Raw genomic sequence first — 23,075 nt, forward strand, 5'->3', positions numbered from 1 at the left:
GCGGCTTGCCGCTGCTGCAATCAGCCATAGCGACCGGTGATGTAGTCTTCGGTCTGCTTCTTCGCCGGATTGGTGAACAGAGTATCGGTGTCGCCGAATTCCACCAGTTTGCCCATGTACATGAACGCGGTGTAGTCGGACACCCGTGCCGCCTGTTGCATGTTGTGGGTCACGATGACGATGGTGAACTTGGACTTCAGCTCGTAGATCAGCTCTTCGACTTTCAGCGTCGAGATCGGGTCGAGAGCCGAGCACGGTTCGTCGAGCAGCAGCACTTCCGGCTCGACCGCGATGGTGCGCGCGATCACCAGACGCTGTTGCTGACCACCGGACAGGCCGAGGGCCGAGTCGTGCAGACGGTCTTTGACCTCGTCCCACAATGCCGCGCCTTTCAACGCCCATTCAACGGCTTCGTCGAGGATGCGCTTCTTGTTGATGCCCTGGATGCGCAGGCCATAGACCACGTTTTCGTAAATGGTCTTCGGGAACGGGTTGGGCTTCTGGAACACCATGCCGACGCGACGACGCAGTTCGGCAACGTCTTCGCCCTTGCGATAGATGTTGTTGCCGTACAGGTTGATCGCGCCCTCGACACGGCAGCCGTCGACCAGATCGTTCATCCGGTTGAAGGTACGCAGCAGCGTCGACTTACCGCAGCCGGACGGGCCGATGAACGCCGTCACGCGCTGTTTCGGGATGTTCATGCTGACGTCGAACAGTGCCTGTTTGTCGCCGTAGTAGAGGCTCAGGCCCGGCACTTCGATGGCGACGGTTTCCTGCGCCAGGTTGAGGCTCTGCTTGTCGCGGCCCAGGGCAGACATGTTGATGCCGTGGCTGTGTGTTTCGTGCTGCATGGGAGGCTCCCTGTGCTAACAAATTCGGTTCGGTTTTGTAGGAGTGAGCCTGCTCGCGATTCAGGCGCTGCGGTTTGTCTATGAAACCGCGGTGATGCCTTCGCGAGCAGGCTCGCTCCCACATAAAAATCAGTGCTGCAAAATCAGCTATCCAGTGCTTTGTATTTTTCGCGCAGGTGGTTGCGGATATACACCGCCGACAGGTTCAGCGTCGCGATCACCAGCACCAGCAGCAGCGCCGTGGCGTACACCAGCGGGCGGGCTGCTTCGACGTTGGGGCTCTGGAAGCCGACGTCATAAATGTGGAAGCCCAGGTGCATGATCTTCTGGTCCAGGTGCAGGTACGGGTAGTTGCCGTCCACCGGCAGCGACGGCGCCAGTTTCACCACACCCACCAGCATCAGCGGCGCCACTTCACCGGCGGCGCGGGCCACGGCGAGGATCATGCCGGTCATCATGGCCGGGCTGGCCATCGGGATAACGATTTTCCACAGCGTTTCCGCTTTGGTCGCGCCGAGGGCCAACGAGCCTTCACGCACGGTACGAGGAATCCGCGCCAGACCTTCTTCGGTCGCCACAATCACCACCGGCACTGCCAGCAGCGCGAGGGTCAGCGAAGCCCAGAGCAGGCCCGGCGTACCGAACGTCGGCGCCGGCAGAGCTTCAGGGAAGAACAAGCGGTCGACCGAACCACCCAGCACGTAGACGAAGAAGCCCAGACCGAACACGCCGTAAACGATCGCCGGTACGCCGGCGAGGTTGTTCACCGCGATACGAATGACGCGAGTCAGGGTGTTCTGCTTGGCGTATTCGCGCAGGTACACCGCTGCCAGCACGCCGAACGGGGTGACGATCATCGCCATGATCAGGGTCATCATCACGGTGCCGAAGATCGCCGGGAAGATCCCGCCTTCGGTGTTCGCTTCACGCGGGTCGTCGGAGAGGAATTCCCAGATCTTGCTGAAGTAGAAACCAACCTTGGTCAAGGTGCTCATGCCGTTTGGCTGGTAGGCATGCACGACTTTGCCCAGACCGATTTCGATTTCCTTGCCGTTGGCGTCACGGGCGGTCAAGGCGTCGCGGTTGAACTGAGCATGCAAATCAGACAGACGTGCTTCGATGTCTTTGTAGCGCGCGTCCAGCTCGGCGCGCTCGGACTCCATGTCCGCTTGTGCGGTGGCGTCGAGTTTGCCTTCCAGCTCGAGTTTGCGCCCGTGCAGACGGATTCGCTCGAGGCCGGCATTGATTGCGCCGATGTCGGTTTTTTCCAGCGTTTTCAGTTGAGCCGCAAGATCGTTCACACGGTCGATGCGCGCTTGCAGTTCAGGCCATGCGGCCTCGCCTTCGGCGATGACCTTGCCATCCTGTTTGACGTTGACCAAATAGCCGTAGAAGTTGCCCCACTCGCGACGCTCGATCGCCATCAGCTCGGGCGGCGTGGTCTGCTTGGTCAGCCACTCGCCGACGATCCAGGTGAAGTCGTTGCCGTTCAGGTCACGGTTGCCGACCTTGATCAGCTCGCGGGTCATGAATTCCGGGCCTTCGTCCGGCACCGGCAGACCGGCGCTCTTCAGACGTGCGCGCGGCACTTCTTCTTTCTGCACCACTTCGCCGATCACCAGGTGATTGGCCTGGCCCGGTACGTCGTAATGCGCGTGGATCAGGTCCGCCGGCCAGAAGTGACCGAGACCGCGCACGGCAATCACCGCCAACAGGCCAATGGTCATGATGACCGCGATGGACACCGCGCCACCGCTGATCCAGACGCCCGGGGCGCCGCTCTTGAACCATCCTTTCAGGGAGTTCTGTTTCACAGACTTCTACCTTTGCTTAAAGCGACGAGTATTTCTTGCGCAGACGCTGACGAATCAGTTCTGCCAGGGTGTTCATGACGAAGGTGAACAGCAGCAGCACCAGCGCCGAGAGGAACAGCACGCGGTAGTGGCTGCCGCCGACTTCCGACTCGGGCATTTCCACCGCGACGTTGGCGGCCAGGGTGCGCAGGCCTTCGAACAGGTTCATCTCCATGACCGGGGTGTTGCCGGTGGCCATCAGCACGATCATGGTTTCGCCGACCGCACGGCCCATGCCGATCATCAGCGCCGAGAAGATGCCCGGGCTTGCGGTCAGGATCACCACGCGGGTCATGGTCTGCCATGGCGTCGCACCCAGGGCCAGCGAACCCAGGGTCAGGCCGCGCGGCACACTGAACACGGCGTCTTCGGCGATCGAGTAGATGTTCGGGATCACCGCGAAACCCATGGCCAGACCGACCACCAGGGCGTTGCGCTGGTCGTAGGTGATGCCCAGGTCATGGGAGATCCACATGCGCATGTCGCCGCCGAAGAACCAGTTCTCCATGAACGGGCTCATGTACAGCGAGAGCCAGCCCACAAACAGGATCACCGGAATCAGCAGCGCACTTTCCCAGCCGTCCGGGACTTTCAGGCGGATCGATTCAGGCAGGCGGCTGAAGGTGAAACCGGCGACCAGAATGCCGATCGGCAGCAACATCAGCAGGCTGAAGATGCCCGGCAGATGCCCTTCTACATATGGAGCCAAGAACAGACCGGCGAAGAAACCGAGGATCACCGTCGGCATCGCTTCCATCAGTTCGATCACCGGTTTGACCTTGCGGCGCATGCCCGGGGCCATGAAGTACGCGGTGTAGATCGCAGCGGCGACGGCCAGTGGCGCGGCCAGCAGCATGGCGTAGAACGCGGCCTTCAGAGTGCCGAAGGTCAGCGGCGAGAGGCTCAGTTTCGGTTCGAAATCGGTGTTGGCGGCGGTCGACTGCCAGACGTATTTAGGCTCGTCGTAGTTCTCGTACCAGACCTTGCTCCACAGCGCGCTCCACGATACTTCCGGGTGCGGGTTGTCGAGCAGCAACGGCTGCAGCTTGCCGCCGGCTTCGACGATCACTCGGTTGGCGCGCGGCGACAGACCGAACAGGCCCTGGCCTTCAACCACCTGATCGACCAGCAACGTGCGGTGTGCGGTGCTGTGGAACACGCCGAGCTTGCCGCTGGCATCGAGGGCGAGGAAGCCTTTGCGGCGCTCTTCGGCAGCGATTTCAACGATCGGCGTGGTGCCCATCTGGAAGGTGCGGATCTGCTTCAGACGCTGCTCGCCATCGGTATCGCGAGCCATGAACCACTGGGCCAGACCGCCCTTGGAATCGCCGACGATCAGCGAGATACCGCCGACCAGCTGCGCGGTGGCGGTGACTTGGGCGTCGGCATTTTCCAGCAGTTTGTAGCGCCCGTTGAGGCTCTTGTCGCGCAGGCTGAACACGTCGGCCTGAGCACGACCGTTGACCACGTACAGCCACTGCTGGCGCGGGTCGACGAAGATGTTTTTCACCGGCTCGGTCATCTGCGGCAGATCGATGCGCGTCTGCTCGTTGGTGACTTCGCCGGTCATCATGTTTTCTTCGCTGGTCAGCGACAGCACATTGAGTTGCGAGCCAGTGGAGCCGACCAGCATCAGGGTCGAATCGGTGGCATTGAGGCTGACATGCTCCAGCGCGCCGCCGCTTTCGTTCAGCGCGATCGGTGCTTCGCCATAGGGATATTCGATGGCCGGGCTGATGGTTTTCTTGCCATCGGGATAGCTGACTTTATAGGTATGACGGAACACCAGCGCCTGACCGTTGGACAGACCCACGGCCACCAGCGGATGACCCGGCTGGTCTTCGCCAATAGACGTCACAGTGGCGCCCGCAGGCAGCGGCAGATCGACACGCCTCAATTCAGCGCCACTGTCGAGATCGAAGAACAGCGCCTGGCCCTTGTCGGATACACGCATGGCCACCTGATTCTGCTCTTCGAGCGAGATCATCAGCGGCTTGCCCGCGTCCTGCATCCAGGCCGGGGTGATCGAGTCTTTCGCGGTCAGGTCGGCGCCTTGAAACAGTGGCGCAACGACGTAGGCGAGGAAGAAGAAGATCAGGGTGATGGCCGCGAGCACCGCCAGGCCGCCAACGAGGACGTACCAACGGGTGAAGCGATCCTTGAGCGCGCGGATGCGGCGCTTGCGTTGCAGCTCAGGCGTATTGAAATCAATGCGCTTGGGAGGGGAAGACGTAGTCATTGGGGAATTGGCCAGATCATTCATGCGCACACCCTAGCGATCCTGTATGACAGAAAGATGACAGTGCAGTGACGCAGCAAATCCGCCAGCCGGAAGTCCGGCAGCGGAGTCGAGAATTCGAGGTTGTGAAACCTGTGCAGGAGCTGTCGAGGGAACCGAGGCTGCGATCTTTTGATCTTGCGATCAGAGGCCAGATCAAAAGATCGCAGCCTCGTTTCACTCGTCAGCTCCTACACGGTTCCAGCAGGTCCGGGGGTTGCCCCGGATCTGCGGTGTTACTTCTTGGCGACAGCGCCGCCTTCTTGCAGACCGAGGTCAGCCAGTGCTTTGGCAGCAACCTTGGCAGGCAGCGGGATGTAGCCGTCTTTCACTACCACTTCCTGGCCCTGCTTCGACAGCACCAGCTTCACGAACTCGGCTTCCAGCGGGGCCAGAGGCTTGTTCGGGGCTTTGTTGACGTAAACGTAGAGGAAGCGCGACAGCGGATACTTGCCGTTCAGGGCGTTTTCTTCGGTGTCTTCGATGAACTCGCCGCCTTCTTTCTTGGCCAGGGCTACAGTTTTCACGCTGGCAGTTTTGTAGCCGATGCCCGAGTAGCCGACGCCGTTAAGCGAGCTGCTGATCGACTGCACTACCGAAGCCGAACCTGGTTGTTCGTTGACGTTAGGCTTGTAGTCGCCTTTGCACAGGGCTTCTTCCTTGAAGTAGCCGTAGGTGCCGGACACCGAGTTACGGCCGAACAGCTGGACCGGCTTGTTGGCCAGGTCACCGGTCACGCCCAGGTCACCCCAGGTCTTGACGTCAGCTTTGGCACCGCACAGGCGCGTCGAGGAGAAAATCGCATCGACCTGAGCCATGGTCAGGTGCTTGATCGGGTTGTCCTTGTGCACGAACACGGCCAGAGCATCCACGGCAACCGGGATCGCCGTCGGCTTGTAGCCGTACTTCTGCTCGAAAGCCTGCAGCTCGTTGTCCTTCATCTTGCGGCTCATCGGGCCCAGGTTGGCGGTGCCTTCGGTGAGTGCAGGTGGCGCGGTGGAAGAACCGGCAGCCTGAATCTGGATGTTGACGTTCGGGTATTCTTTTTTGTAGTTCTCGGCCCACAGGGTCATGAGGTTGGCCAGGGTATCGGAACCGACGCTGGACAGGTTGCCCGACACACCAGTGGTCTTGGTGTAGCTCGGGATAGCAGGGTCAACAGCGGCGAACGCGTTGGCAGTCGCAACGCCAGCAGCGACAAAAGTCATTGCCGCCATCAAACGCTTCAGTTTCATGCCTTACTCCTAGCAGATAGGGTGTGTTAAGTCGGGGCCAAGTATCAGCAGGCCATGTGAACACTCTATGGCTGAAATATGACAATTGGATGAAAGGCCAGCATCGGGTTTTGCTGGATGATTTGTGGCGTCCCCATTCGCGAGCAGGCTCGCTCCCACAATTGAAATGCATTCCAACTGTGGGAGCGAGCCTGCTCGCGAAGTGGCCGGTATTGGTGTAGTAGATCCTGGGCTTTAGCGCCCCTTCTTCCAGAGCCAGGCGCCTACCAGAATTCCCATCCCGCACAGCACTGCCACATAGTAGGCAGGCCCCATCGCGCTTTCCTTCAGCAGCAGGCTCACCACCATTGGCGTCAGGCCACCGAAGATCGCGTACGCGACGTTGTAGGAAAACGACAGGCCACTGAAGCGAACCACCGGCGGGAACGCCTTGACCATCACGTACGGCACCGCGCCGATGGTACCGACCAGCAAACCGGTCAGTGCGTACAGCGGGAACAGCCAGTCCGGGTGGTCGGCAAGGCTGTGGTAGAAGGTCCAGGAGCTGATCAGCAGGCCCAGGCAACCGAACACGAATACGCGACCGGCGCCGAAGCGATCAGCCAGTGCGCCGGCGCCGATGCAGCCGAGGCTGAGGAACACGATGGCAAGGCTGTTGGCCTGCAGCGCCGTGGTCGGCGAGAAGTGGTAGACCGTTTGCAGCACGGTCGGGGTCATCAGGATCACTACGACGACGCCAGCCGAGAGCAGCCAGGTCAGCAGCATCGAAATCGCGATGGCGCCGCGATGGTCACGCAGCACCGCGCGCAACGGCACTTCTTCGGCCAGTGCCTTGCGCAATTGCAGTTCGGCGAACACCGGTGTCTCGTGCAGCCAGCGGCGCAGATACACCGAGAACAGGCCGAACACGCCGCCGAGCAGGAACGGGATCCGCCAGGCGTAATCCGACACTTCGGCTGGCGTATAAATGCTGTTGATTGCCGTGGCGACCAGCGAGCCGAGGAGGATGCCGGCAGTCAGGCCACTGGTGAGCGTGCCGCAGGCATAACCGATGTGCTTTTGCGGTACGTGTTCGGAAACGAAGACCCACGCCCCCGGCACCTCACCGCCAATAGCGGCGCCCTGGATCACCCGCATCAGCAGCAACAGGATCGGCGCCCAGATGCCGATCTGCGCGTAGGTCGGCAGCAGGCCCATGATCAGCGTCGGCACGGCCATCATGAAAATGCTCAGGGTGAACATCTTCTTGCGCCCCAGCAGGTCACCGAAGTGCGCCATGACGATGCCGCCCAAAGGACGCGCCAGATAGCCGGCGGCGAAGATGCCGAAGGTCTGCATCAACCGCAGCCACTCGGGCATGTCGGCCGGGAAGAACAGCTTGCCGACGACGGTGGCGAAGAAGACGAAGATGATGAAATCGTAGAACTCCAGCGCCCCGCCAAGGGCGGACAGCGACAGAGTCTTGTAGTCATTGCGGGTCAACGGTCGTGCGGGTTGCTCGGGCTGCGCGAGGCTCGAAGGCGCTGTGGTCATGGCAAGGGCTTCTCTTATAGTCGAATCTGTCGCCACAACAACGCTGGCGGTGGCTCGGACAGGTTCGGCACCATAGCAAATTGTTCGAAAAAGCACATAGAGGCGCGTAATTGACGGTCGAAATCAGAACCGGGTGGTCGTCGCGGGGTCTATCGACCGATATACTCGCCACCTGCGCAGGATTTGTAAGAGGTTGCTGTGCGAAAACGTTGTTGGCCCGTCCTTTGCTCGGGATTTAGCCTTTTTCGCAGAGTTTCCCTTTAGGCGCCTGATGGAAAACGTGACGAACGCAGTGTGTTCGGTGTTGAATCGTTTTTCTTGAAGACGGCTACCACCCGCAATACCCACGAAGAGTCACGGGTCAGAGGCCCCTCGGCATGATAGAGCTCGAACAAGAAGATCCGATCCCACAGGGCGACCTGGCCCTGCAAATCACCGCACTTCCCCGCGAAACCAACGGCTTTGGCGATATTTTCGGCGGCTGGCTGGTCGCGCAGATGGATCTGGCCGGCACCGCCATGGCCAGCCGGGTGGCCGGTGGCCGCGTTGCCACTGTCGCCATCGACCGCATGGCGTTTCTCGTCCCGGTCGCGGTCGGCGCGCAGTTGTCCTTTTATACCCAGACCCTGGAAATCGGCCGCAGCTCGATCCAGATGATGGTCGAAGTGTGGAGCGATGACCCACTCTCCAGCGAATGGCGCAAGGTCACCGAAGCGGTTTTCGTTTTCGTCGCCATCGACGGCAGCGGTCGCACCCGTTCGGTGCCGCCACGCGCGCGTTAAACCTCGCGACCGTTTTGCGGTCGATAGTCGTCCCCAGTGTCTGATCGAGAGTTGCCCATGAACACGCCCAACGTTGAAGCCGTGAAACAGGATGAACTGAACTGCTGGCGCATCCGCCACGGCAAGGCCGAAGTGCTGGTGGCCCAGCAAGGCGCGCACATCCTCAGTTATCAGATCGACGGCCAGCCGCCGATCATCTGGCTCAACGACAAGGCCGAGTTCAAGACCGGCAAGAGCATCCGCGCCGGCGTGCCGGTGTGCTGGCCGTGGTTCGGCAAATTCGAACGCAACCCGAGCAGCGTGCAGGCCATGTACACCGGCGAGCAGCCGGCCCCCGCGCACGGTCTGGTGCGGGCGATGGACTGGGAGTTGGGCAACATCGAATCAGAGGCTGACGGCATCAAGGTCGAATTCAAGCTGCCCTACCCGGAAGGTGGCCTGCCGGGCTGGCCCCACGAAGTCGATCTGACCCTGACCCTGCATCTGGCGGATCAACTGCATTACAGTCTGACCAGCCATAACCGGGGGACTGACAGCGTCACGCTGAGTCAGGCGCTGCACACCTATTTCGCCGTGAGTGACGTGCGTAATGTGCATGTCGACGGCGTGGCCGGGCTCAACTACATCGAGACCCTGGACGACTGGAACACGGCCAGCCTGAGCGGCGATCTGCATTTCGCCGGCGAGACCGACCGCATCTACCTCAATGCTCCGCCGCAATTGAGCATCGTTGATCCGACCTGGGAACGACGCATCGTGCTGACCTCTACCGGCTCGCGCACTGCGGTGATCTGGAACCCGTGGATCGACCGCGCCGCCGCACTGCCGGACATGGACAACGATGGCTGGCAACGCATGCTGTGCATCGAAACGGCGAATGTGATGGATGATCTGGTGACCCTGGCGCCGGGTGCGCGCCATACGATGGGTGTTAGCGTGGCCGCTACGCCGCTCTAAGCTCTAGCGCAATACAAAAGGGCAAAGAGCCCCGTGGCGAGGGGATTTATCCCCGCTGGGTCGCGAAGCGGCCCCCGCTTTTTTTTAAATCAAAAGCTGGGGCCTGCTGCGCAGTCCAGCGGGGATAAATCCCCTCGCCACAGATAAATCCCTTCACCACAGATAAATCCCTTCACCACAGATAAATCCCCTCACCACAAAGGCTCGCTCCCAAATTTATGCGCGGCGCGCTTTAGAGGTCAGCTTCCTGCACCACCCGCACCTTCTCCGCCTCCAGCGCATACGCCGCATCCGCCGCATCCGCCAGGTCATTACTGACCTTTTCGATTTTAAGCGTGCCGGTCACCCAAAGCGGTGTGTAGATGTCCTCCAGCTTCAACCCTTTTGGATACCGCACCAGCACCAGTTGATTCGGCGGTGGTGGCGGCACGTGGATGCAGGCGCCCGGATACGGCACAAGGAAGAACAGCGTGCTGCGGCCCTTGGCATCCGACTCAAGCGGCACCGGGTATCCGCCGATGCGGATGTGTTTGTCGTTCATCGACGCTACGGTTTTCGTCGAATACATCACCGCTGGCAGACCTTTGGCCTGCTTCATCCCGCCCTTCTCGGTGAAGGTGCCGGTGGCTTCGGGGGAGTTGTGGTCGATTTCCGGCATGGCCTCAAGGGCCTTTTGATCCGACTTGGGCATCAGTTCCAGCCAGTCGGTTTCCGGCAGTTCGCCGGCGTGGGCGAGATAGCTGCCCAGCAAGAGGAGAGTCAACAGAAGACGGCGCATGAAGGTGCTCGGCAGGCAAAGGAATGGACGGTAAGTCGCCGCGCATTCTAGCCCTCCCGGCCGCGCTGGCCGAGAGGGCTTTGTCGCTTTCGATCAGTTCTTTTTGATCAGACCGTAGATCACCAGCAACACCACAGCGCCGACCAGTGCGCCGAGGAAACCCGCGCCCTCGCCCGCCTGATAGATGCCCAGAGCCTGGCCGCCGTAGGTGGCCGCCAGCGAACCGCCGATACCGAGCAGGATGGTCATGATCCAGCCCATGCTGTCATCGCCCGGTTTCAGGAACCGAGCCAGCAGGCCGACGATCAAGCCGATAAAGATGGTTCCGATAATTCCCATGGCATTTCCCTCTGATTTGGAAGATATGCGAAAGACTAGCCAGTGTTTCGCATCCTGCCATGAGAGAACAGCGGCCCCTGAATGGTTCCGCCGCTGCCACATGAAAGCGTTTTTACTCGGCGATCAGCGCTTCGACCTTGATGATCTGCGCTTGCAGCGTGGCCATGTCGGCGCAGCGCAGGTTGGCGTGGCCGACCTTGCGTCCGGCCTTGAAAGCTTTGCCGTAGTGATGCAGGTGGCAGTCTTCGATGGCGATGACTTTTTCCACCGGCGGCACTACGCCGATGAAGTTGAGCATCGCGCTCTCGCCGACCTTGGCGGTCGAACCCAGCGGCAGGCCGGCCACGGCGCGCAGGTGGTTTTCGAACTGGCTGCACTCGGCACCTTCGGTGGTCCAGTGCCCGGAGTTGTGCACGCGCGGGGCGATTTCGTTGGCTTTGAGGCCACCGTCGACTTCGAAGAACTCGAAAGCCATCACGCCGACGTAGTCGAGGTGCTTGAGCACACGGCTGGAATAATCTTCCGCCAGCGCCTGCAACGGGTGATCGGTGCTGGCCACCGACAGCTTGAGGATGCCGCTGTCGTGGGTGTTGTGCACCAGTGGATAGAACTTCGTTTCACCATCGCGGGCACGCACGGCGATCAGCGACACTTCGCCGGTGAATGGCACGAAGCCTTCCAGCAGGCAGGCAACGCTGCCCAGTTCGGCGAACGTACCGGCAACATCTTCCGGCTTGCGCAGGACTTTCTGGCCCTTGCCGTCATAACCCAGGGTGCGGGTTTTCAGCACGGCCGGCAGACCGATCGAAGCGACGGCGGCGTCCAGGTCGGCTTGCGACTGGATGTCGGCGAAGGCCGGGGTCGGAATGCCGAGGTCCTTGAACATGCTCTTTTCGAACCAGCGATCACGAGCGATGCGCAGGGCTTCGGCGCTCGGGTAGACCGGCACGAATTGCGAGAGAAATGCCACGGTTTCGGCCGGGACGCTTTCGAATTCGAAGGTCACCAGATCGACTTCATCGGCCAGTTGGCGCAGATGATCCTGATCGCCGTAATCGGCCCGCAGGTGTTCGCCCAGCGCGGCCGCACAGGCGTCCGGCGCAGGGTCGAGAAAAGCGAAGTTCATCCCCAGCGGAGTGCCCGCCAGGGCCAACATGCGACCCAACTGGCCGCCACCGATTACACCGATCTTCATCTCAACAACCTCAGGCAATACGTGGGTCTGGATTGTCCAGGACGCTGTCTGTCTGCTCGGCACGGAAGGTTTTCAGTACCGCGTGGAACTGCGGGTGCTTGGCGCCGAGGATGCTCGCCGAGAGCAGGGCGGCGTTGATTGCGCCAGCCTTGCCGATGGCCAGGGTGGCAACCGGAATGCCAGCTGGCATCTGCACGATCGACAGCAGCGAATCGACGCCCGAGAGCATGGCCGACTGCACCGGCACGCCCAGCACCGGCAGGTGGGTCTTGGCCGCACACATGCCCGGCAAGTGGGCTGCGCCACCGGCACCGGCGATGATCACCTCGATGCCGCGGCTTTCAGCCTCTTCGGCGTACTGGAACAGCAGATCCGGGGTGCGGTGGGCGGAAACCACCTTGACCTCGTACGGGATGCCGAGCTTTTCCAGCATATCGGCGGTGTGGCTAAGGGTGGACCAATCGGACTTGGAGCCCATGATCACGCCAACCAGTGCACTCATCGTCGCGCCTCTTCTCTCTGGAGCGCCCGCAGGCGCGTCATAAAACAACAAGCCACGCAGGTTGCGTGGCTTGATTGTACGAAAAATGGCCGGACGTGCCGGCCGAAGGCCGCGCAGTATACCGCAAAGAAAGCAATAAACAGCCCCCGAAACGACCATCTGTCAAATGAGCGAAACGCCCGGTTCTATTGACCTTGAGGTCAGCGAAAGAACACCGCAAAAATCCCCCTGTGGGAGCGAGCCTGCTCGCGAAAGCGTTGCGTCAGACGATACCTCAGCGCCTGAAACTCCGCATTCGCGAGCAGGCTCGCTTGTATGGTTAGACTTGAAGGGGTGGTGGGACGAACAGTTCGCATCTGACTGCTGTAACAGTACAGACCGTGGGAGACCTCGCCCCACCCCTTCCACCAAAAGCGCCGATAGAGAATGCTTCGTTCAAGCGACGATAGAAACAAGCCTGCGCCTCTGGGTGAAACCCCTACAAGTCGTAAAACCTTAGCGTGGAGAAGTGTCAGTGGCAATGCGCGTGTCGAAGTCAATTGTGGGTGTGGACGTCGCCAAAGCTGAACTTGTTATTTATTTAGCAGATCCAGATCTGCTCACCTCGATAACCAATGAAAAGCCCGTCATAAAGCGCTGGCTTAAAACGTTGCCGGGACCCACCGCCATAGCTGTTGAGGCGACAAATGTTTATCACGTCGACTTGGTTGAGTTGGCTCATGAGTCAGGCCACGACGTTTTCATCATCGACGGTTTTCAACTCAGTAATTATCGTAAAGGTGTCGGTGGCCGTAGTAAAACGGACGCATCTGACGCCCGTCTTCTCGCCCGTTTTCTAAAAAATGAAGGCGAAGATTTACGCCCCTGGACCCCACCTCCGGCGGTCTACGGCAAGCTGCAAAGCCTTCTACGACGTAGAGCTTCGCTGATACAGGCCAAAACCAGCCTGACCCAGAGCTGGGCAAATGACGCCAGCTTGAAAGCCGTGTTCGCAACTTTCGTAAAGTCCATGGAAAGGCTGGATTTGCTAGTTCAGAAAAAGCTCAAGGAAATCTTGCGTGAAGCTGGTTTGCTGGAAGAAGTTGCCAGATGCCAAGCCATCGAAGGTATAGGCTTTCTAACTGCAACTGCTTTGGTCATGGCATACAACCGAGGCGACTTTACCAGTGGCGACTCTTATGTCGCGTTTTTAGGCATGGATCTGAGAGTGAGCGACTCGGGCCAAAAAAATGGCCGTAGATATTTAACCAAGCGCGGATGCTCGGAGGTGCGACGGTTACTGCATAACGCCGCCATGTCAGCCTGCCGATCAAATGCCTGGAAGGCGTTCTACAACCACCATCTCAGCTGTGGAAAAGCGACTACACAGGTACTGGTGATGCTCAGCCGTAAACTCGCCCGCATAGCGTTCGCCCTGATGAAAAACCAGAGCGAATATCAATCGAAAGGGGCAGTTATCGCTTGAGGATAACCATAGAATCTCCCACATTCGATCTTCATCAGCTTCAAGCGCTTTGTGCGGCGCCACCTTCTAGTTTTCGCCAAAGCAACCGCACGTTGGCCTTGCGCACCAGGGCGCAGCGGTACAGGCGGATCTCCAGCGGCACATGCCATTGCGGGCCGCCGCACACCACCAGTTCACCGCGAGCCAGTTCGGCGCGTACGCTCAGTTGCGGCACCCAGGCAATGCCGAGGCCTTCCAGGGCCATGCTTTTCAGGCTGTCGGCCATCGCGGTTTCGTAGATCGTGGTGAAACGCAACTGGCGCTGGCGCAGCAAGCCGTTCACCGAACGCCCAAGAAACGCCCCGGCGCTGTAAGCCAGCAACGGCACGCTGGCCTCGCCTTCCAGATCGAACAGCGGTTTGCCATCCAGATCTGCCGCGCACACCGGCAGCATTTCGGTCTGGCCCAAGTGCAGCGACGGGAAAATCTCCGGGTCCATCTGCATCGCCGAATCCGGGTCGTAGAACGCCAGCATCAGATCGCAGCCACCTTCACGCAAAGCGTGCACGGCGTCGCCAACGTTGGTCGCCACCAGCCGTGTGGCGATGTTCAGCCCTTCGTTGCGCAACTGGGCGATCCAGCGCGGGAAAAAGCCCAGCGCCAGCGAGTGCGCCGCTGCGACTTGCATGACCTCGCCCTGCCCGCCTTCCAGATGATGCAGGTGGCGCAGGACTTCACCGAGCTGTTCGACCACGGTGCGCGCAGTCACCAGAAACAACTGCCCCGCCGCCGTCAGTTCGACCGGCGTGCGCGAGCGATTGACCAGGGTCAGCCCCAGCGCGGCTTCGAGGCTGCGGATCCGCCGACTGAATGCCGGCTGGGTCACGAAGCGCCGTTCGGCCGCCTGCGAGAAGCTGCGGGTGGCGGCCAGGGCACTGAAGTCCTCGAGCCATTTGCTTTCCAGATTCATCACGTCCTCCCGGACACGCACCAAAACAGGTCACACGTCTGCCGCACAGGCGGCGTCACACGGGCATTATGCCGAATGTGCATAGGGCAGTGCTGAACAGCATTGGCCCAAAAATCCCCACAAGCCTAGCATTCGCAGCGTTCCGGCACAGACCGGGTCCTTATCGAGATGATTTCTATCATGTCCTCCGCTGCATCTTTCCGCACAGAAACCGACCTGCTTGGCGCCCTCGAAGTACCGGCCCATGCGTATTACGGCATCCAGACCCTGCGAGCGGTGAATAACTTCCGCCTCTCGGGCGTTCCGATTTCGCATTACCCGAAACTGGTTGTGGGCCTGGCGATGGTCAAACAGGCCGCCGCTGACGCCAACCGCGAGCTGGGTCACCTGAGCGAAGCCAAGCACGCTGCCATCAGCGAAGCCTGTGCGCGATTGATCCGCGGCGATTACCACGAAGAGTTCGTGGTCGACATGATTCAAGGTGGCGCCGGCACCTCCACCAACATGAACGCCAACGAAGTGATCGCCAACATTGCTCTGGAAGCGATGGGCCACGAGAAAGGCGAATACCAGTACCTGCACCCGAACGACGACGTGAACATGGCGCAGTCGACCAACGACGCCTACCCGACGGCGATCCGCCTGGGTCTGCTGCTCGGTCACGACGCGCTGCTGGCCAGTCTCGACAGCCTGATTCAGGCGTTCGCGGCCAAGGGTAAAGAGTTCGACCACGTCCTGAAAATGGGCCGTACCCAGCTGCAAGACGCCGTGCCGATGACCCTCGGCCAGGAATTCCGCGCGTTCGCCACCACCATGGGCGAAGACCTCGCGCGTCTGAAGACGCTGGCCCCGGAACTGCTGACCGAAGTCAACCTGGGCGGCACCGCGATCGGCACCGGCATCAACGCCGACCCGCGTTATCAGGCGCTGGCGGTACAGCGTCTGGCGCTGATCAGCGGGCAACCGCTGGTACCGGCCGCCGACCTGATCGAAGCGACCTCCGACATGGGCGCCTTCGTGCTGTTTTCCGGCATGCTCAAGCGCACTGCGGTCAAGCTGTCGAAGATCTGCAACGACCTGCGCCTGCTGTCCAGCGGCCCACGCACCGGCATCAATGAGATCAACCTGCCGGCGCGTCAGCCAGGCAGCTCGATCATGCCCGGCAAGGTCAACCCGGTGATCCCGGAAGCCGTGAACCAGGTCGCGTTCCAGGTCATCGGTAACGACTTGGCGCTGACCATGGCAGCCGAAGGCGGCCAGCTGCAACTGAACGTGATGGAGCCGCTGATCGCTTTCAAGATCCTCGACTCGATCCGCCTGCTGCAACGTGCCATGGACATGCTGCGCGAGCACTGCATCGTCGGCATCACCGCCAACGAAGCGCGCTGCCGTGAACTGGTCGAGCACTCGATCGGTCTGGTCACCGCACTGAACCCGTACATCGGCTACAAAAACGCCACCCGCATCGCCCGTATCGCTCTCGAAAGCGGCCGCGGCGTGCTGGAACTGGTGCGCGAAGAAGGTCTGCTCGACGAAGCCATGCTCGCCGACATCCTGCGCCCGGAAAACATGATTGCCCCGCGTCTGGTTCCGCTCAAAGCCTGAGCCGACGCGAACTTGTAGCACCGCTCACCAGGTCGAGGGACTAGACACCTCTCACCTTTTGAGGGCTTGGGGATTTTGTCCCCGAGCCCTTTTTTTTAACTTCTTTGCGGGCAGGACGTTAGATGCTTTGTGTATTCGATACCGCCAAGATCGCAGCCTTCGGCAGCTCCTACAGGATTGACGTGCACCTGTAGGAGCTGCCGAAGGCTGCGATCTTTTGATTTGCAGCAACCTCGTTTCGTCGCTTGCACCACTACCGTGCAGACGGGCGCGCCACTGATCGGTATAGTGCCGCCCCTCTTCGCGTGAGCGGTCGTCGGTAACGAGGCCATAACCCATGCGAAACCCGAACTAATAACAAAACCCGCGATATGGATCCGGGACGAAACCTTCGCCTCACCCGTCGTGCCGCGCGCAGACCGGTGTAACACGATGTTTCTCCGATCCAGCATTTGCACCCACAAAAAACAGCGAGGATAAATCCATGCTCGAAGTCATCAACGACTTCCTCTCAGGGAAAGTACTGATCGTGCTCATTGTCGGGCTCGGTAGTTACTTCACGATTCGCTCGCGTTTCGTTCAACTGCGTCATTTCTTCCACATGTTCGCGGTGTTCCGCGACAGCCTCAAAGGCAGCGCCGGGCAACTCAGCTCGTTCCAGGCCTTGATGCTCAGCCTCGCCGGCCGCGTCGGTGCAGGCAACATCGCCGGTGTCGGCATCGCCGTGACTCTCGGTGGTCCGGGTGCGGTGTTCTGGATGTGGGTGACCGCTCTGGTCGGCATGTCCAGCAGCTTCTTCGAGTGCACCCTGGCCCAGGTCTACAAGCGCGCGGATGGCGACGGCCTGTACCGTGGCGGTCCGGCCTACTACATCCAGCACGGGCTCAAGCTCAAAGGCATGGCGATAGTGTTCTCCGTTCTGCTGCTGGTCACCTACGGCTTCGCCTTCATCGGCCTGCAGTCCTACACCGTGACCCACTCGCTGCAGAACGCCTTTGACTTCAACCCGCAACACACCGGTATCGTCCTGGCGGTGCTGCTGGCCATCACCTTTATCGGCGGGATCAAGCGCATCGCTTCGGTCTCCGACCTGCTGGTACCGATCAAGACCCTGGCCTACATCGGCGTGACCCTGTACGTGATCGGCACCCAGATCGAACACGTGCCGGCCATGCTGGAAACCATCTTCAAGAGCGCCTTCGGCCTCGACCCGGCCTTTGCCGGCCTGCTCGGCAGCGCCATTGTCATGGGCGTGAAGCGTGGCGTGTTCGCCAACGAAGCGGGCCTGGGCAGTGCGCCGAACGTCGCGGCCGTGGCCGCCGTCAAGCACCCGGGCGCGCAGGGCGTGGTCCAGGCTTTCAGCGTATTCCTCGACACCTTCGTGATCTGCACCTGCACCGCGCTGCTGATCCTGCTGTCGGGCTTCTACACCCCGGGCTTCGAAGGTGACGGCATCGTCCTGACCCAGAACTCGCTGGCGGCCGTGGTCGGTGACTGGGGCCGCATGTTCGTCAGCGTCGCGCTGTCGCTGTTCGTCTTCACCTGCATCCTCTACAACTACTACCTGGGCGAGAACAGCTTGCAGTTCCTCAGCCGCAACCGCGCCCTGCTGATGCTGTTCCGCGGCCTGGTGCTGGCGCTGGTGGTATGGGGTTCGATGCAGGACCTGACGACGGTGTTCGCCTTTGCCGACATCACCATGACCTGCCTGGCCTTCGTCAACCTGGTGGCCCTGGCCATGCTGTTCAAGGTCGGCCTGCGGGTGATGCGCGACTACGATGAGCAGCGTCGCGCCGGCGTCAAACAGCCAGTGTTTGATTCGAGCAAATTCGCCGATCTGGATCTGGATCGCAACGCCTGGCCGGTGAACCCGCCAGCAGCGGCGGGCCAGACTGAAACTGCGCCGCAAGGCGTACCTGCAGCGCAACGCTGACAGGTGAATGACGGGCGCATCCCCTGCGCCCGTCAGTTATTGTGATGCAATAACTTGTAGGAGTGAGCCTGCTCGCGATGGCGGGCTTTCAGCCAACATCATTGTTGAATGACACGCCGCTTTCGCGAGCAGGCTCGCTCCCACAGGGCCCTCATCGTTTCGGAGAATCCTATGAGCTCGTCGACCTATCCCGCCGCTCAACACGTCATGGTGCTCTACACCGGTGGCACCATCGGCATGCAGGCCAGCGCCAACGGGCTGGCCCCGGCGTCCGGTTTCGAAGCGCGGATGCGCGACTACCTGCACAGTCAGCCTGAGCTGGTAGTGCCGCAGTGGCAATTTCGGGAAATGTCGCCGCTGATCGACAGCGCCAACATGACCCCGGCCTACTGGCAGCAACTGCGCGAAGCGGTGGTCAATGCCGTGGACGTGCAAGGCTGCGACAGCGTGCTGATTCTGCACGGCACCGACACCCTGGCCTACAGCGCGGCGGCGATGAGTTTTCAGTTGCTCGGTCTGCATGCCCGCGTGTGTTTCACCGGTTCGATGCTGCCAGCGGGTGTGACCGACAGCGATGCCTGGGAAAACCTCGGCGGCGCGCTGGTCGCCCTCGGCCAAGGCCTGGCGCCGGGCGTGCACCTGTACTTCCACGGCGAACTGCTGGCACCGACCCGCTGCGCGAAAGTGCGCAGCTTCGGCCGCCATCCGTTCAAACGCCTGGAGCGTCAGGGCGGTGGTGTGAAGGCGCCTTCGATTCCAGGCGCGCTGAACTACAACCAGCCGAAGCAACTGGCGAAAGTCGCGGTGTTGCCGCTGTTTCCCGGCATCAGTGCCGAAGTCCTCGACGGCCTGCTCGACAGCGGCATTCAAGGTCTGGTGCTGGAATGCTACGGCAGCGGGACCGGGCCGAGCGATAACCCCGAGTTCCTCGCCAGCCTTTGCCGTGCACGGGATAAAGGCGTGGTGGTGGTGGCAGTGACGCAATGCCATGAAGGCGGGGTCGAGCTGGATGTCTACGAGGCTGGCAGCCGCTTGCGTGGGGTGGGCGTGTTGTCCGGTGGCGGCATGACGCGCGAGGCGGCGTTCGGCAAGTTGCATGGCTTGCTGGGGGCCGGGCTGGAAACGGCTGAAGTGCGCCGATTGATCGAACTGGATTTGTGTGGTGAGTTGATCTGAGCTCGGCGCTGGATTGCCCCTCACCCTAACCCTCTCCCAGAGGGAGAGGGAACTGACCGTAGTGTCTTGCGCTATACACTGACCTTATAAACAGTGTCGATTATGGATTCGGCGGCGGTGTCTCACGTCGGTGTAGTTCTGCAATATCCCCCGTTCGGCCCCCTCTCCCTCTGGGAGAGGGCTGGGGTGAGGGCCTGCGGCATGCAACTTGCTGCGTTCCAGCCACCTCCAGGCTGGAAGATCCCATGCTCCACTCCCACCTCACCACCCTCAACGCGGTCTCGCTGATCCTCAACACGTTCAAGGCCGAAGGCCTGTCGAGCGAGGCGCTGCTGGCCGGCAGCGGCATCGTGGCGGCGGATCTGCAGCGGGCCGATACGCGCATCACCACCCATCAAGAGATGCAGGTCTGCACCAACGCGGTCGCGCTCAAGCGTGACATCGGTCTCGAATTGGGCCGGCGCATGCACGTGTCCTGTTACGGCATGCTCGGTTACGCCCTGCTGACCTGTGCCACCTTCGGTGACGCTTTGCGGCTGGCGATCCGTTATCCGGCGCTGTTGGGCACGTTGTTCGAACTGAGCCTGGAAGACGATGGCGAGCAGGTCTGGTTCGTCGCTGCTGATTACCGTGAAAGCGCGGCGATGGCGGTGTTCAACGCCGAATTCTGTCTGGTGTCCCTGAAAGTCATCTGCGACGACTTGCTCGGCCATTCCCTGCCGCTGCGCGCCACGCGCTTCGAACATGCAGCGCCGGACTACCGCGACAGCTACGCCGAACCCTTCGACTCGCCGCTGCACTTTTCGGCCAAGGACAACGCCTTCGCCTTCGACCGCCACTGGCTCGATCAGCCGCTGCCGCTGGCCGACGCGATCACCCATCAGGCGATGGCAGAGCGCTGCCGCAAACAGAATCTGGAGTTCACCGGACGCCAGGCCTGGCTGGGGCGGATTCGGCAGTTGCTCAGCGCGCAATTGAACGCTGCGCCGGGCTTAGAGGGGTTGGCGCAGCAGATGAAGTGCTCGCCGCGGACTTTACGTCGGCATTTGAAAGACATGGGCAGCAGCTATCAGGAACTGCTCGATGAACTGCGCTTCGAACGGGCCAAGCAGATGTTGTGTGAGGACCAGTTGCCGATCTATCGGATTGCCGAGACGCTGGGCTTCAGCGAGACCGCGAGTTTCCGCCATGCGTTTGTGCGCTGGAGTGGCGTGGCGCCGAGTCAGTTCAGATCCTGAAGATCAAAAGATCGCAGCCTTCGGCAGCTCCTACAGGGATCGGTGAGCTGCCGAAGGCTGCGATCTTTGGTTGTGAGGGGCGAATTGCGGTCAGAGGTTTTGGCCATATCGATCCCCTTTTGGCCGCTCCCGACGTTCTCCGATTCAAACTGCGCCGCAACACTGAAAGCCACCGAATCAGCCTTGCGGAGAACAACAAATGCTGACGATCTACTCAGACGATCACCACTTGCACCATGGCCGCTGCGAACTCATCGATGGCCAGCTCAAGCCGTGCTTCGAAATGCCGTCGCGTGCCGACCACGTACTGCAACGCGTGCAGAAGCAAAACCTCGGGGCGGTCGAAGCGCCGAAGGATTTCGGCCTGGAGCCGATCGCGCGCATTCACAGCCGTGACTATCTGGAATTTTTCAAAGGTGCATGGCAACGCTGGACCGAGTTCAACACCGACGGCGACTTGCTGCCCTACACCTGGCCGGCGCGCACGCTGCGTGCGATCAAGCCGACCAGCCTGCACGGCCAGCTCGGTTATTACAGCTTCGACGGCGGCGCGCCGATTACCGCCGGCACCTGGCAAGCGGCCTATAGCGCGGCGCAAGTGGCGCTTACCGCGCAGGCTGAAATCCAGCGTGGCGCACGCGCGGCCTTCGCCCTGTGCCGTCCGCCGGGACATCACGCCGCCAGCGACTTGATGGGCGGTTATTGCTACCTCAACAATGCCGCCATCGCCGCTCAGGCCTTCCTCGATCAGGGCCACAAGAAAGTCGCGATCCTTGACGTCGACTACCACCACGGCAACGGCACTCAGTCGATTTTCTATGAACGCAGCGACGTCCTGTTCACTTCGATCCACGGTCACCCGGAAGCGGAGTTTCCGTTCTTCCTCGGCTATGACGACGAGCGTGGCGAAGGCGCCGGTGAAGGGTTCAATTTCAACTATCCGCTGCCGGCCGGTTCCGGCTGGGATGTCTGGAGTGCAGCGCTGGATCAGGCCTGCGACGAGATTGATCGCTACGGAGCGGACATCGTTGTCGTCTCCCTCGGCGTCGATACGTTCAAGGACGATCCGATCTCGCAGTTCAAACTCGACAGCCCGGATTACCTGGCCATGGGCAAGCGCATCGCCGCCCTCGGCAAGCCGACCCTGTTCGTCATGGAAGGTGGCTACGCGGTGGAAGAAATCGGCATCAACGCAGTGAACGTGCTGGAAGGTTTCGAACAATGAAAAAGCGACTGATCGCCTCGGCGCTGTGCGCAGCCATGCTGAGCGCTGGCGCCCACGCCGAAGAACGCACGCTGCGCGTTTATAACTGGTTCGACTACATCACGCCCAAGGCGCTGGACGACTTCAAGGCACAGAACAGCCAGACCAAACTGATCTACGACATCTTCGACACCAACGAAGCGCTCGAGGCCAAGCTGCTCACCGGCAACTCCGGCTATGACGTGGTAGTGCCGTCCAACGTGTTCCTCGCCAAGCAGATCGAGGCCGGAGTGTTCCAGCCGCTTGATCGCAGCAAGTTGCCGAACTGGAATCATCTCGATCCGAAGCTGATGAAGCTGATCGAAGCCAATGATCCTGGAAACAAATTTGCCGTGCCGTACATGTACGGCACCATTCTGATCGGCTTCAACCCCGCCAAGATCAAAGCAGCCCTGGGCGATAACGCGCCGGTAGACAGTTGGGACCTGATCTTCAAGGAAGAGAACATCAGCAAGCTCAAGCAGTGCGGCGTCGCCCTGCTCGACTCACCGTCGGAGATTCTGCCGCTGGCTCTGCAACACCTGGGCCTGGACCCCAACAGCAAGAAGCCGGCGGATTACGCCAAGGCCGAAGCGCTGCTGATGAAGATTCGTCCTTACGTGACCTACTTCCATTCGTCCAAGTACATGGCCGACATCGCCAACGGCGACATCTGCGTGGCCGTCGGTTATTCCGGCAGCTTCTCGCAAGCGGCCAACCGCGCCAAGGAAGCGAAAAACGGCGTGGTGGTGGAAATGCGCTTGCCCAAAGAAGGCGCGCCGATCTGGTTCGACATGCTCGCCATTCCCAAGGGCGCGAAGAACACCGAGGACGCCTACACCTTCATCAACTATCTGCTGCAACCGGCGGTGATTGCCCCGGTCAGCGATTTTGTCGGCTATCCGAACCCGAACAAGGACGCCACCGGCCTGGTCGATCCAGCCATTCGCAACAACCCGAACCTGTACCCGACCGACGCGGCAATGAGCACGCTCTACACCTTGCAGCCGCTGCCTCGGGATGCCGAACGCGCACGCACGCGAGCGTGGACGAAAATCAAGTCCGGGACCTGAAACCGGCTCGTTTGCTCAAGACCCGCCTCGGCGGGTCTTTTTTTTGCCTGGCAGCTTTATCTACCGCACGGGTCGCTGTTGCGCCTT

The 23,075-nt window shown here is 60.8% G+C and carries 19 protein-coding genes; 9 read left to right on the forward strand and 10 right to left on the reverse strand.

Annotated elements, in window-relative coordinates; genetic code table 11:
* Nucleotides 1-20: 20 nt before the first annotated feature.
* The 5 genes from pstB to AB4N73_RS21355 form a co-directional block, all read right to left on the reverse strand.
* Nucleotides 21-854 (reverse strand): phosphate ABC transporter ATP-binding protein PstB, encoded by an 834-nt coding sequence (gene pstB / locus AB4N73_RS21335; RefSeq protein ID WP_041476597.1) that lies wholly within the window; start codon nt 852-854, stop codon nt 21-23.
* A 143-nt stretch (nt 855-997) separates the two neighbouring features.
* A complete protein-coding gene (gene pstA / locus AB4N73_RS21340) occupies nt 998-2,668 on the reverse strand; it encodes a phosphate ABC transporter permease PstA (RefSeq protein WP_016772481.1) in 1,671 nt (556 codons plus the stop codon).
* Nucleotides 2,669-2,684: 16 nt separating this feature from the next.
* Nucleotides 2,685-4,970 carry an ABC transporter permease subunit gene (locus AB4N73_RS21345; RefSeq protein WP_024014834.1) on the reverse strand — a complete coding sequence of 762 codons (2,286 nt, stop codon included), beginning with the start codon at nt 4,968-4,970 and terminating at the stop codon, nt 2,685-2,687.
* Nucleotides 4,971-5,221: 251 nt separating this feature from the next.
* Nucleotides 5,222-6,220, reverse strand: a complete 999-nt coding sequence (locus tag AB4N73_RS21350; protein ID WP_016772480.1) for a phosphate ABC transporter substrate-binding protein PstS — start codon at nt 6,218-6,220, stop codon at nt 5,222-5,224.
* Nucleotides 6,221-6,454: 234 nt separating this feature from the next.
* The gene (locus tag AB4N73_RS21355; RefSeq protein ID WP_016772479.1) at nt 6,455-7,753 is read right to left on the reverse strand and encodes an MFS transporter; all 1,299 of its coding nucleotides are present in this window, start codon (nt 7,751-7,753) and stop codon (nt 6,455-6,457) included.
* Between the two features lie 377 nt (nt 7,754-8,130).
* Here AB4N73_RS21355 and AB4N73_RS21360 point away from each other — a divergent pair, with 377 nt between their 5' ends.
* A complete protein-coding gene (locus AB4N73_RS21360) occupies nt 8,131-8,535 on the forward strand; it encodes an acyl-CoA thioesterase (RefSeq protein WP_003229628.1) in 405 nt (134 codons plus the stop codon).
* Between the two features lie 57 nt (nt 8,536-8,592).
* Nucleotides 8,593-9,492 carry a D-hexose-6-phosphate mutarotase gene (locus tag AB4N73_RS21365; protein WP_460142515.1) on the forward strand — a complete coding sequence of 300 codons (900 nt, stop codon included), beginning with the start codon at nt 8,593-8,595 and terminating at the stop codon, nt 9,490-9,492.
* A 232-nt stretch (nt 9,493-9,724) separates the two neighbouring features.
* On the opposite strand, the gene AB4N73_RS21370 is transcribed toward AB4N73_RS21365, so the two are convergent.
* From AB4N73_RS21370 to purE, 4 genes are all read right to left on the reverse strand, one after another.
* The gene (locus AB4N73_RS21370; protein ID WP_460142516.1) at nt 9,725-10,270 is read right to left on the reverse strand and encodes a DUF3299 domain-containing protein; all 546 of its coding nucleotides are present in this window, start codon (nt 10,268-10,270) and stop codon (nt 9,725-9,727) included.
* A 93-nt stretch (nt 10,271-10,363) separates the two neighbouring features.
* Nucleotides 10,364-10,609 carry a GlsB/YeaQ/YmgE family stress response membrane protein gene (locus tag AB4N73_RS21375; RefSeq protein ID WP_016772475.1) on the reverse strand — a complete coding sequence of 82 codons (246 nt, stop codon included), beginning with the start codon at nt 10,607-10,609 and terminating at the stop codon, nt 10,364-10,366.
* 112 nt (nt 10,610-10,721) lie between these two features.
* Entirely contained in the window at nt 10,722-11,804 is a 1,083-nt protein-coding gene (locus AB4N73_RS21380) for a 5-(carboxyamino)imidazole ribonucleotide synthase (RefSeq protein WP_041476593.1), read from the reverse strand.
* Between the two features lie 10 nt (nt 11,805-11,814).
* Complete coding sequence (gene purE / locus AB4N73_RS21385; protein ID WP_007920220.1) at nt 11,815-12,306, reverse strand: 5-(carboxyamino)imidazole ribonucleotide mutase; 492 nt, start codon at nt 12,304-12,306, stop codon at nt 11,815-11,817.
* Between the two features lie 514 nt (nt 12,307-12,820).
* Between purE and AB4N73_RS21390 the strand changes: the two genes are divergently transcribed.
* On the forward strand, nt 12,821-13,771 hold the full coding sequence (locus tag AB4N73_RS21390; protein ID WP_076563955.1) for an IS110 family transposase: 951 nt from the start codon (nt 12,821-12,823) through the stop codon (nt 13,769-13,771).
* A 40-nt stretch (nt 13,772-13,811) separates the two neighbouring features.
* Here the strand turns inward: AB4N73_RS21390 and AB4N73_RS21395 are convergent, their stop codons facing one another.
* The gene (locus AB4N73_RS21395; RefSeq protein ID WP_024014837.1) at nt 13,812-14,720 is read right to left on the reverse strand and encodes a LysR substrate-binding domain-containing protein; all 909 of its coding nucleotides are present in this window, start codon (nt 14,718-14,720) and stop codon (nt 13,812-13,814) included.
* Between the two features lie 180 nt (nt 14,721-14,900).
* Here AB4N73_RS21395 and aspA point away from each other — a divergent pair, with 180 nt between their 5' ends.
* The 6 genes from aspA (at nt 14,901) to AB4N73_RS21425 (ending at nt 22,988) form a co-directional block, all read left to right on the forward strand.
* Nucleotides 14,901-16,325 carry an aspartate ammonia-lyase gene (gene aspA / locus AB4N73_RS21400; RefSeq protein WP_016772472.1) on the forward strand — a complete coding sequence of 475 codons (1,425 nt, stop codon included), beginning with the start codon at nt 14,901-14,903 and terminating at the stop codon, nt 16,323-16,325.
* A gap of 484 nt (nt 16,326-16,809) precedes the next feature.
* Nucleotides 16,810-18,258, forward strand: coding sequence for an alanine/glycine:cation symporter family protein (locus AB4N73_RS21405; protein WP_016772471.1), 1,449 nt, complete (start codon nt 16,810-16,812; stop codon nt 18,256-18,258).
* A 171-nt stretch (nt 18,259-18,429) separates the two neighbouring features.
* Complete coding sequence (locus AB4N73_RS21410) at nt 18,430-19,434, forward strand: asparaginase (RefSeq protein ID WP_150637185.1); 1,005 nt, start codon at nt 18,430-18,432, stop codon at nt 19,432-19,434.
* Nucleotides 19,435-19,679: 245 nt separating this feature from the next.
* A complete protein-coding gene (locus AB4N73_RS21415) occupies nt 19,680-20,672 on the forward strand; it encodes an AraC family transcriptional regulator (RefSeq protein ID WP_460142517.1) in 993 nt (330 codons plus the stop codon).
* A gap of 199 nt (nt 20,673-20,871) precedes the next feature.
* The gene (locus tag AB4N73_RS21420; protein WP_150637187.1) at nt 20,872-21,897 is read left to right on the forward strand and encodes a histone deacetylase family protein; all 1,026 of its coding nucleotides are present in this window, start codon (nt 20,872-20,874) and stop codon (nt 21,895-21,897) included.
* Nucleotides 21,894-22,988, forward strand: coding sequence for a polyamine ABC transporter substrate-binding protein (locus tag AB4N73_RS21425; RefSeq protein WP_150637189.1), 1,095 nt, complete (start codon nt 21,894-21,896; stop codon nt 22,986-22,988). Before AB4N73_RS21420 ends, AB4N73_RS21425 begins: the two co-directional genes overlap by 4 nt.
* The last annotated feature ends 87 nt before the right edge of the window (nt 22,989-23,075 follow it).

It is taken from the genome of Pseudomonas sp. S3_B08 (assembly GCF_054667725.1).

What these genes read in the sequence shown, in the direction of transcription:
- pstB (WP_041476597.1), bottom strand. Translation starts at nt 854, where the DNA reads ATGCAGCACGAAACACACAGCCACGGCATCAACATGTCTGCCCTGGGC.
- AB4N73_RS21345 (WP_024014834.1), bottom strand. Translation starts at nt 4,970, where the DNA reads ATGAATGATCTGGCCAATTCCCCAATGACTACGTCTTCCCCTCCCAAG.
- AB4N73_RS21350 (WP_016772480.1), bottom strand. Translation starts at nt 6,220, where the DNA reads ATGAAACTGAAGCGTTTGATGGCGGCAATGACTTTTGTCGCTGCTGGC.
- AB4N73_RS21355 (WP_016772479.1), bottom strand. Translation starts at nt 7,753, where the DNA reads ATGACCACAGCGCCTTCGAGCCTCGCGCAGCCCGAGCAACCCGCACGA.
- AB4N73_RS21360 (WP_003229628.1), top strand. Translation starts at nt 8,131, where the DNA reads ATGATAGAGCTCGAACAAGAAGATCCGATCCCACAGGGCGACCTGGCC.
- AB4N73_RS21365 (WP_460142515.1), top strand. Translation starts at nt 8,593, where the DNA reads ATGAACACGCCCAACGTTGAAGCCGTGAAACAGGATGAACTGAACTGC.
- AB4N73_RS21370 (WP_460142516.1), bottom strand. Translation starts at nt 10,270, where the DNA reads ATGCGCCGTCTTCTGTTGACTCTCCTCTTGCTGGGCAGCTATCTCGCC.
- AB4N73_RS21375 (WP_016772475.1), bottom strand. Translation starts at nt 10,609, where the DNA reads ATGGGAATTATCGGAACCATCTTTATCGGCTTGATCGTCGGCCTGCTG.
- AB4N73_RS21380 (WP_041476593.1), bottom strand. Translation starts at nt 11,804, where the DNA reads ATGAAGATCGGTGTAATCGGTGGCGGCCAGTTGGGTCGCATGTTGGCC.
- purE (WP_007920220.1), bottom strand. Translation starts at nt 12,306, where the DNA reads ATGAGTGCACTGGTTGGCGTGATCATGGGCTCCAAGTCCGATTGGTCC.
- AB4N73_RS21395 (WP_024014837.1), bottom strand. Translation starts at nt 14,720, where the DNA reads ATGAATCTGGAAAGCAAATGGCTCGAGGACTTCAGTGCCCTGGCCGCC.
- aspA (WP_016772472.1), top strand. Translation starts at nt 14,901, where the DNA reads ATGTCCTCCGCTGCATCTTTCCGCACAGAAACCGACCTGCTTGGCGCC.
- AB4N73_RS21405 (WP_016772471.1), top strand. Translation starts at nt 16,810, where the DNA reads ATGCTCGAAGTCATCAACGACTTCCTCTCAGGGAAAGTACTGATCGTG.
- AB4N73_RS21410 (WP_150637185.1), top strand. Translation starts at nt 18,430, where the DNA reads ATGAGCTCGTCGACCTATCCCGCCGCTCAACACGTCATGGTGCTCTAC.
- AB4N73_RS21415 (WP_460142517.1), top strand. Translation starts at nt 19,680, where the DNA reads ATGCTCCACTCCCACCTCACCACCCTCAACGCGGTCTCGCTGATCCTC.
- AB4N73_RS21420 (WP_150637187.1), top strand. Translation starts at nt 20,872, where the DNA reads ATGCTGACGATCTACTCAGACGATCACCACTTGCACCATGGCCGCTGC.
- AB4N73_RS21425 (WP_150637189.1), top strand. Translation starts at nt 21,894, where the DNA reads ATGAAAAAGCGACTGATCGCCTCGGCGCTGTGCGCAGCCATGCTGAGC.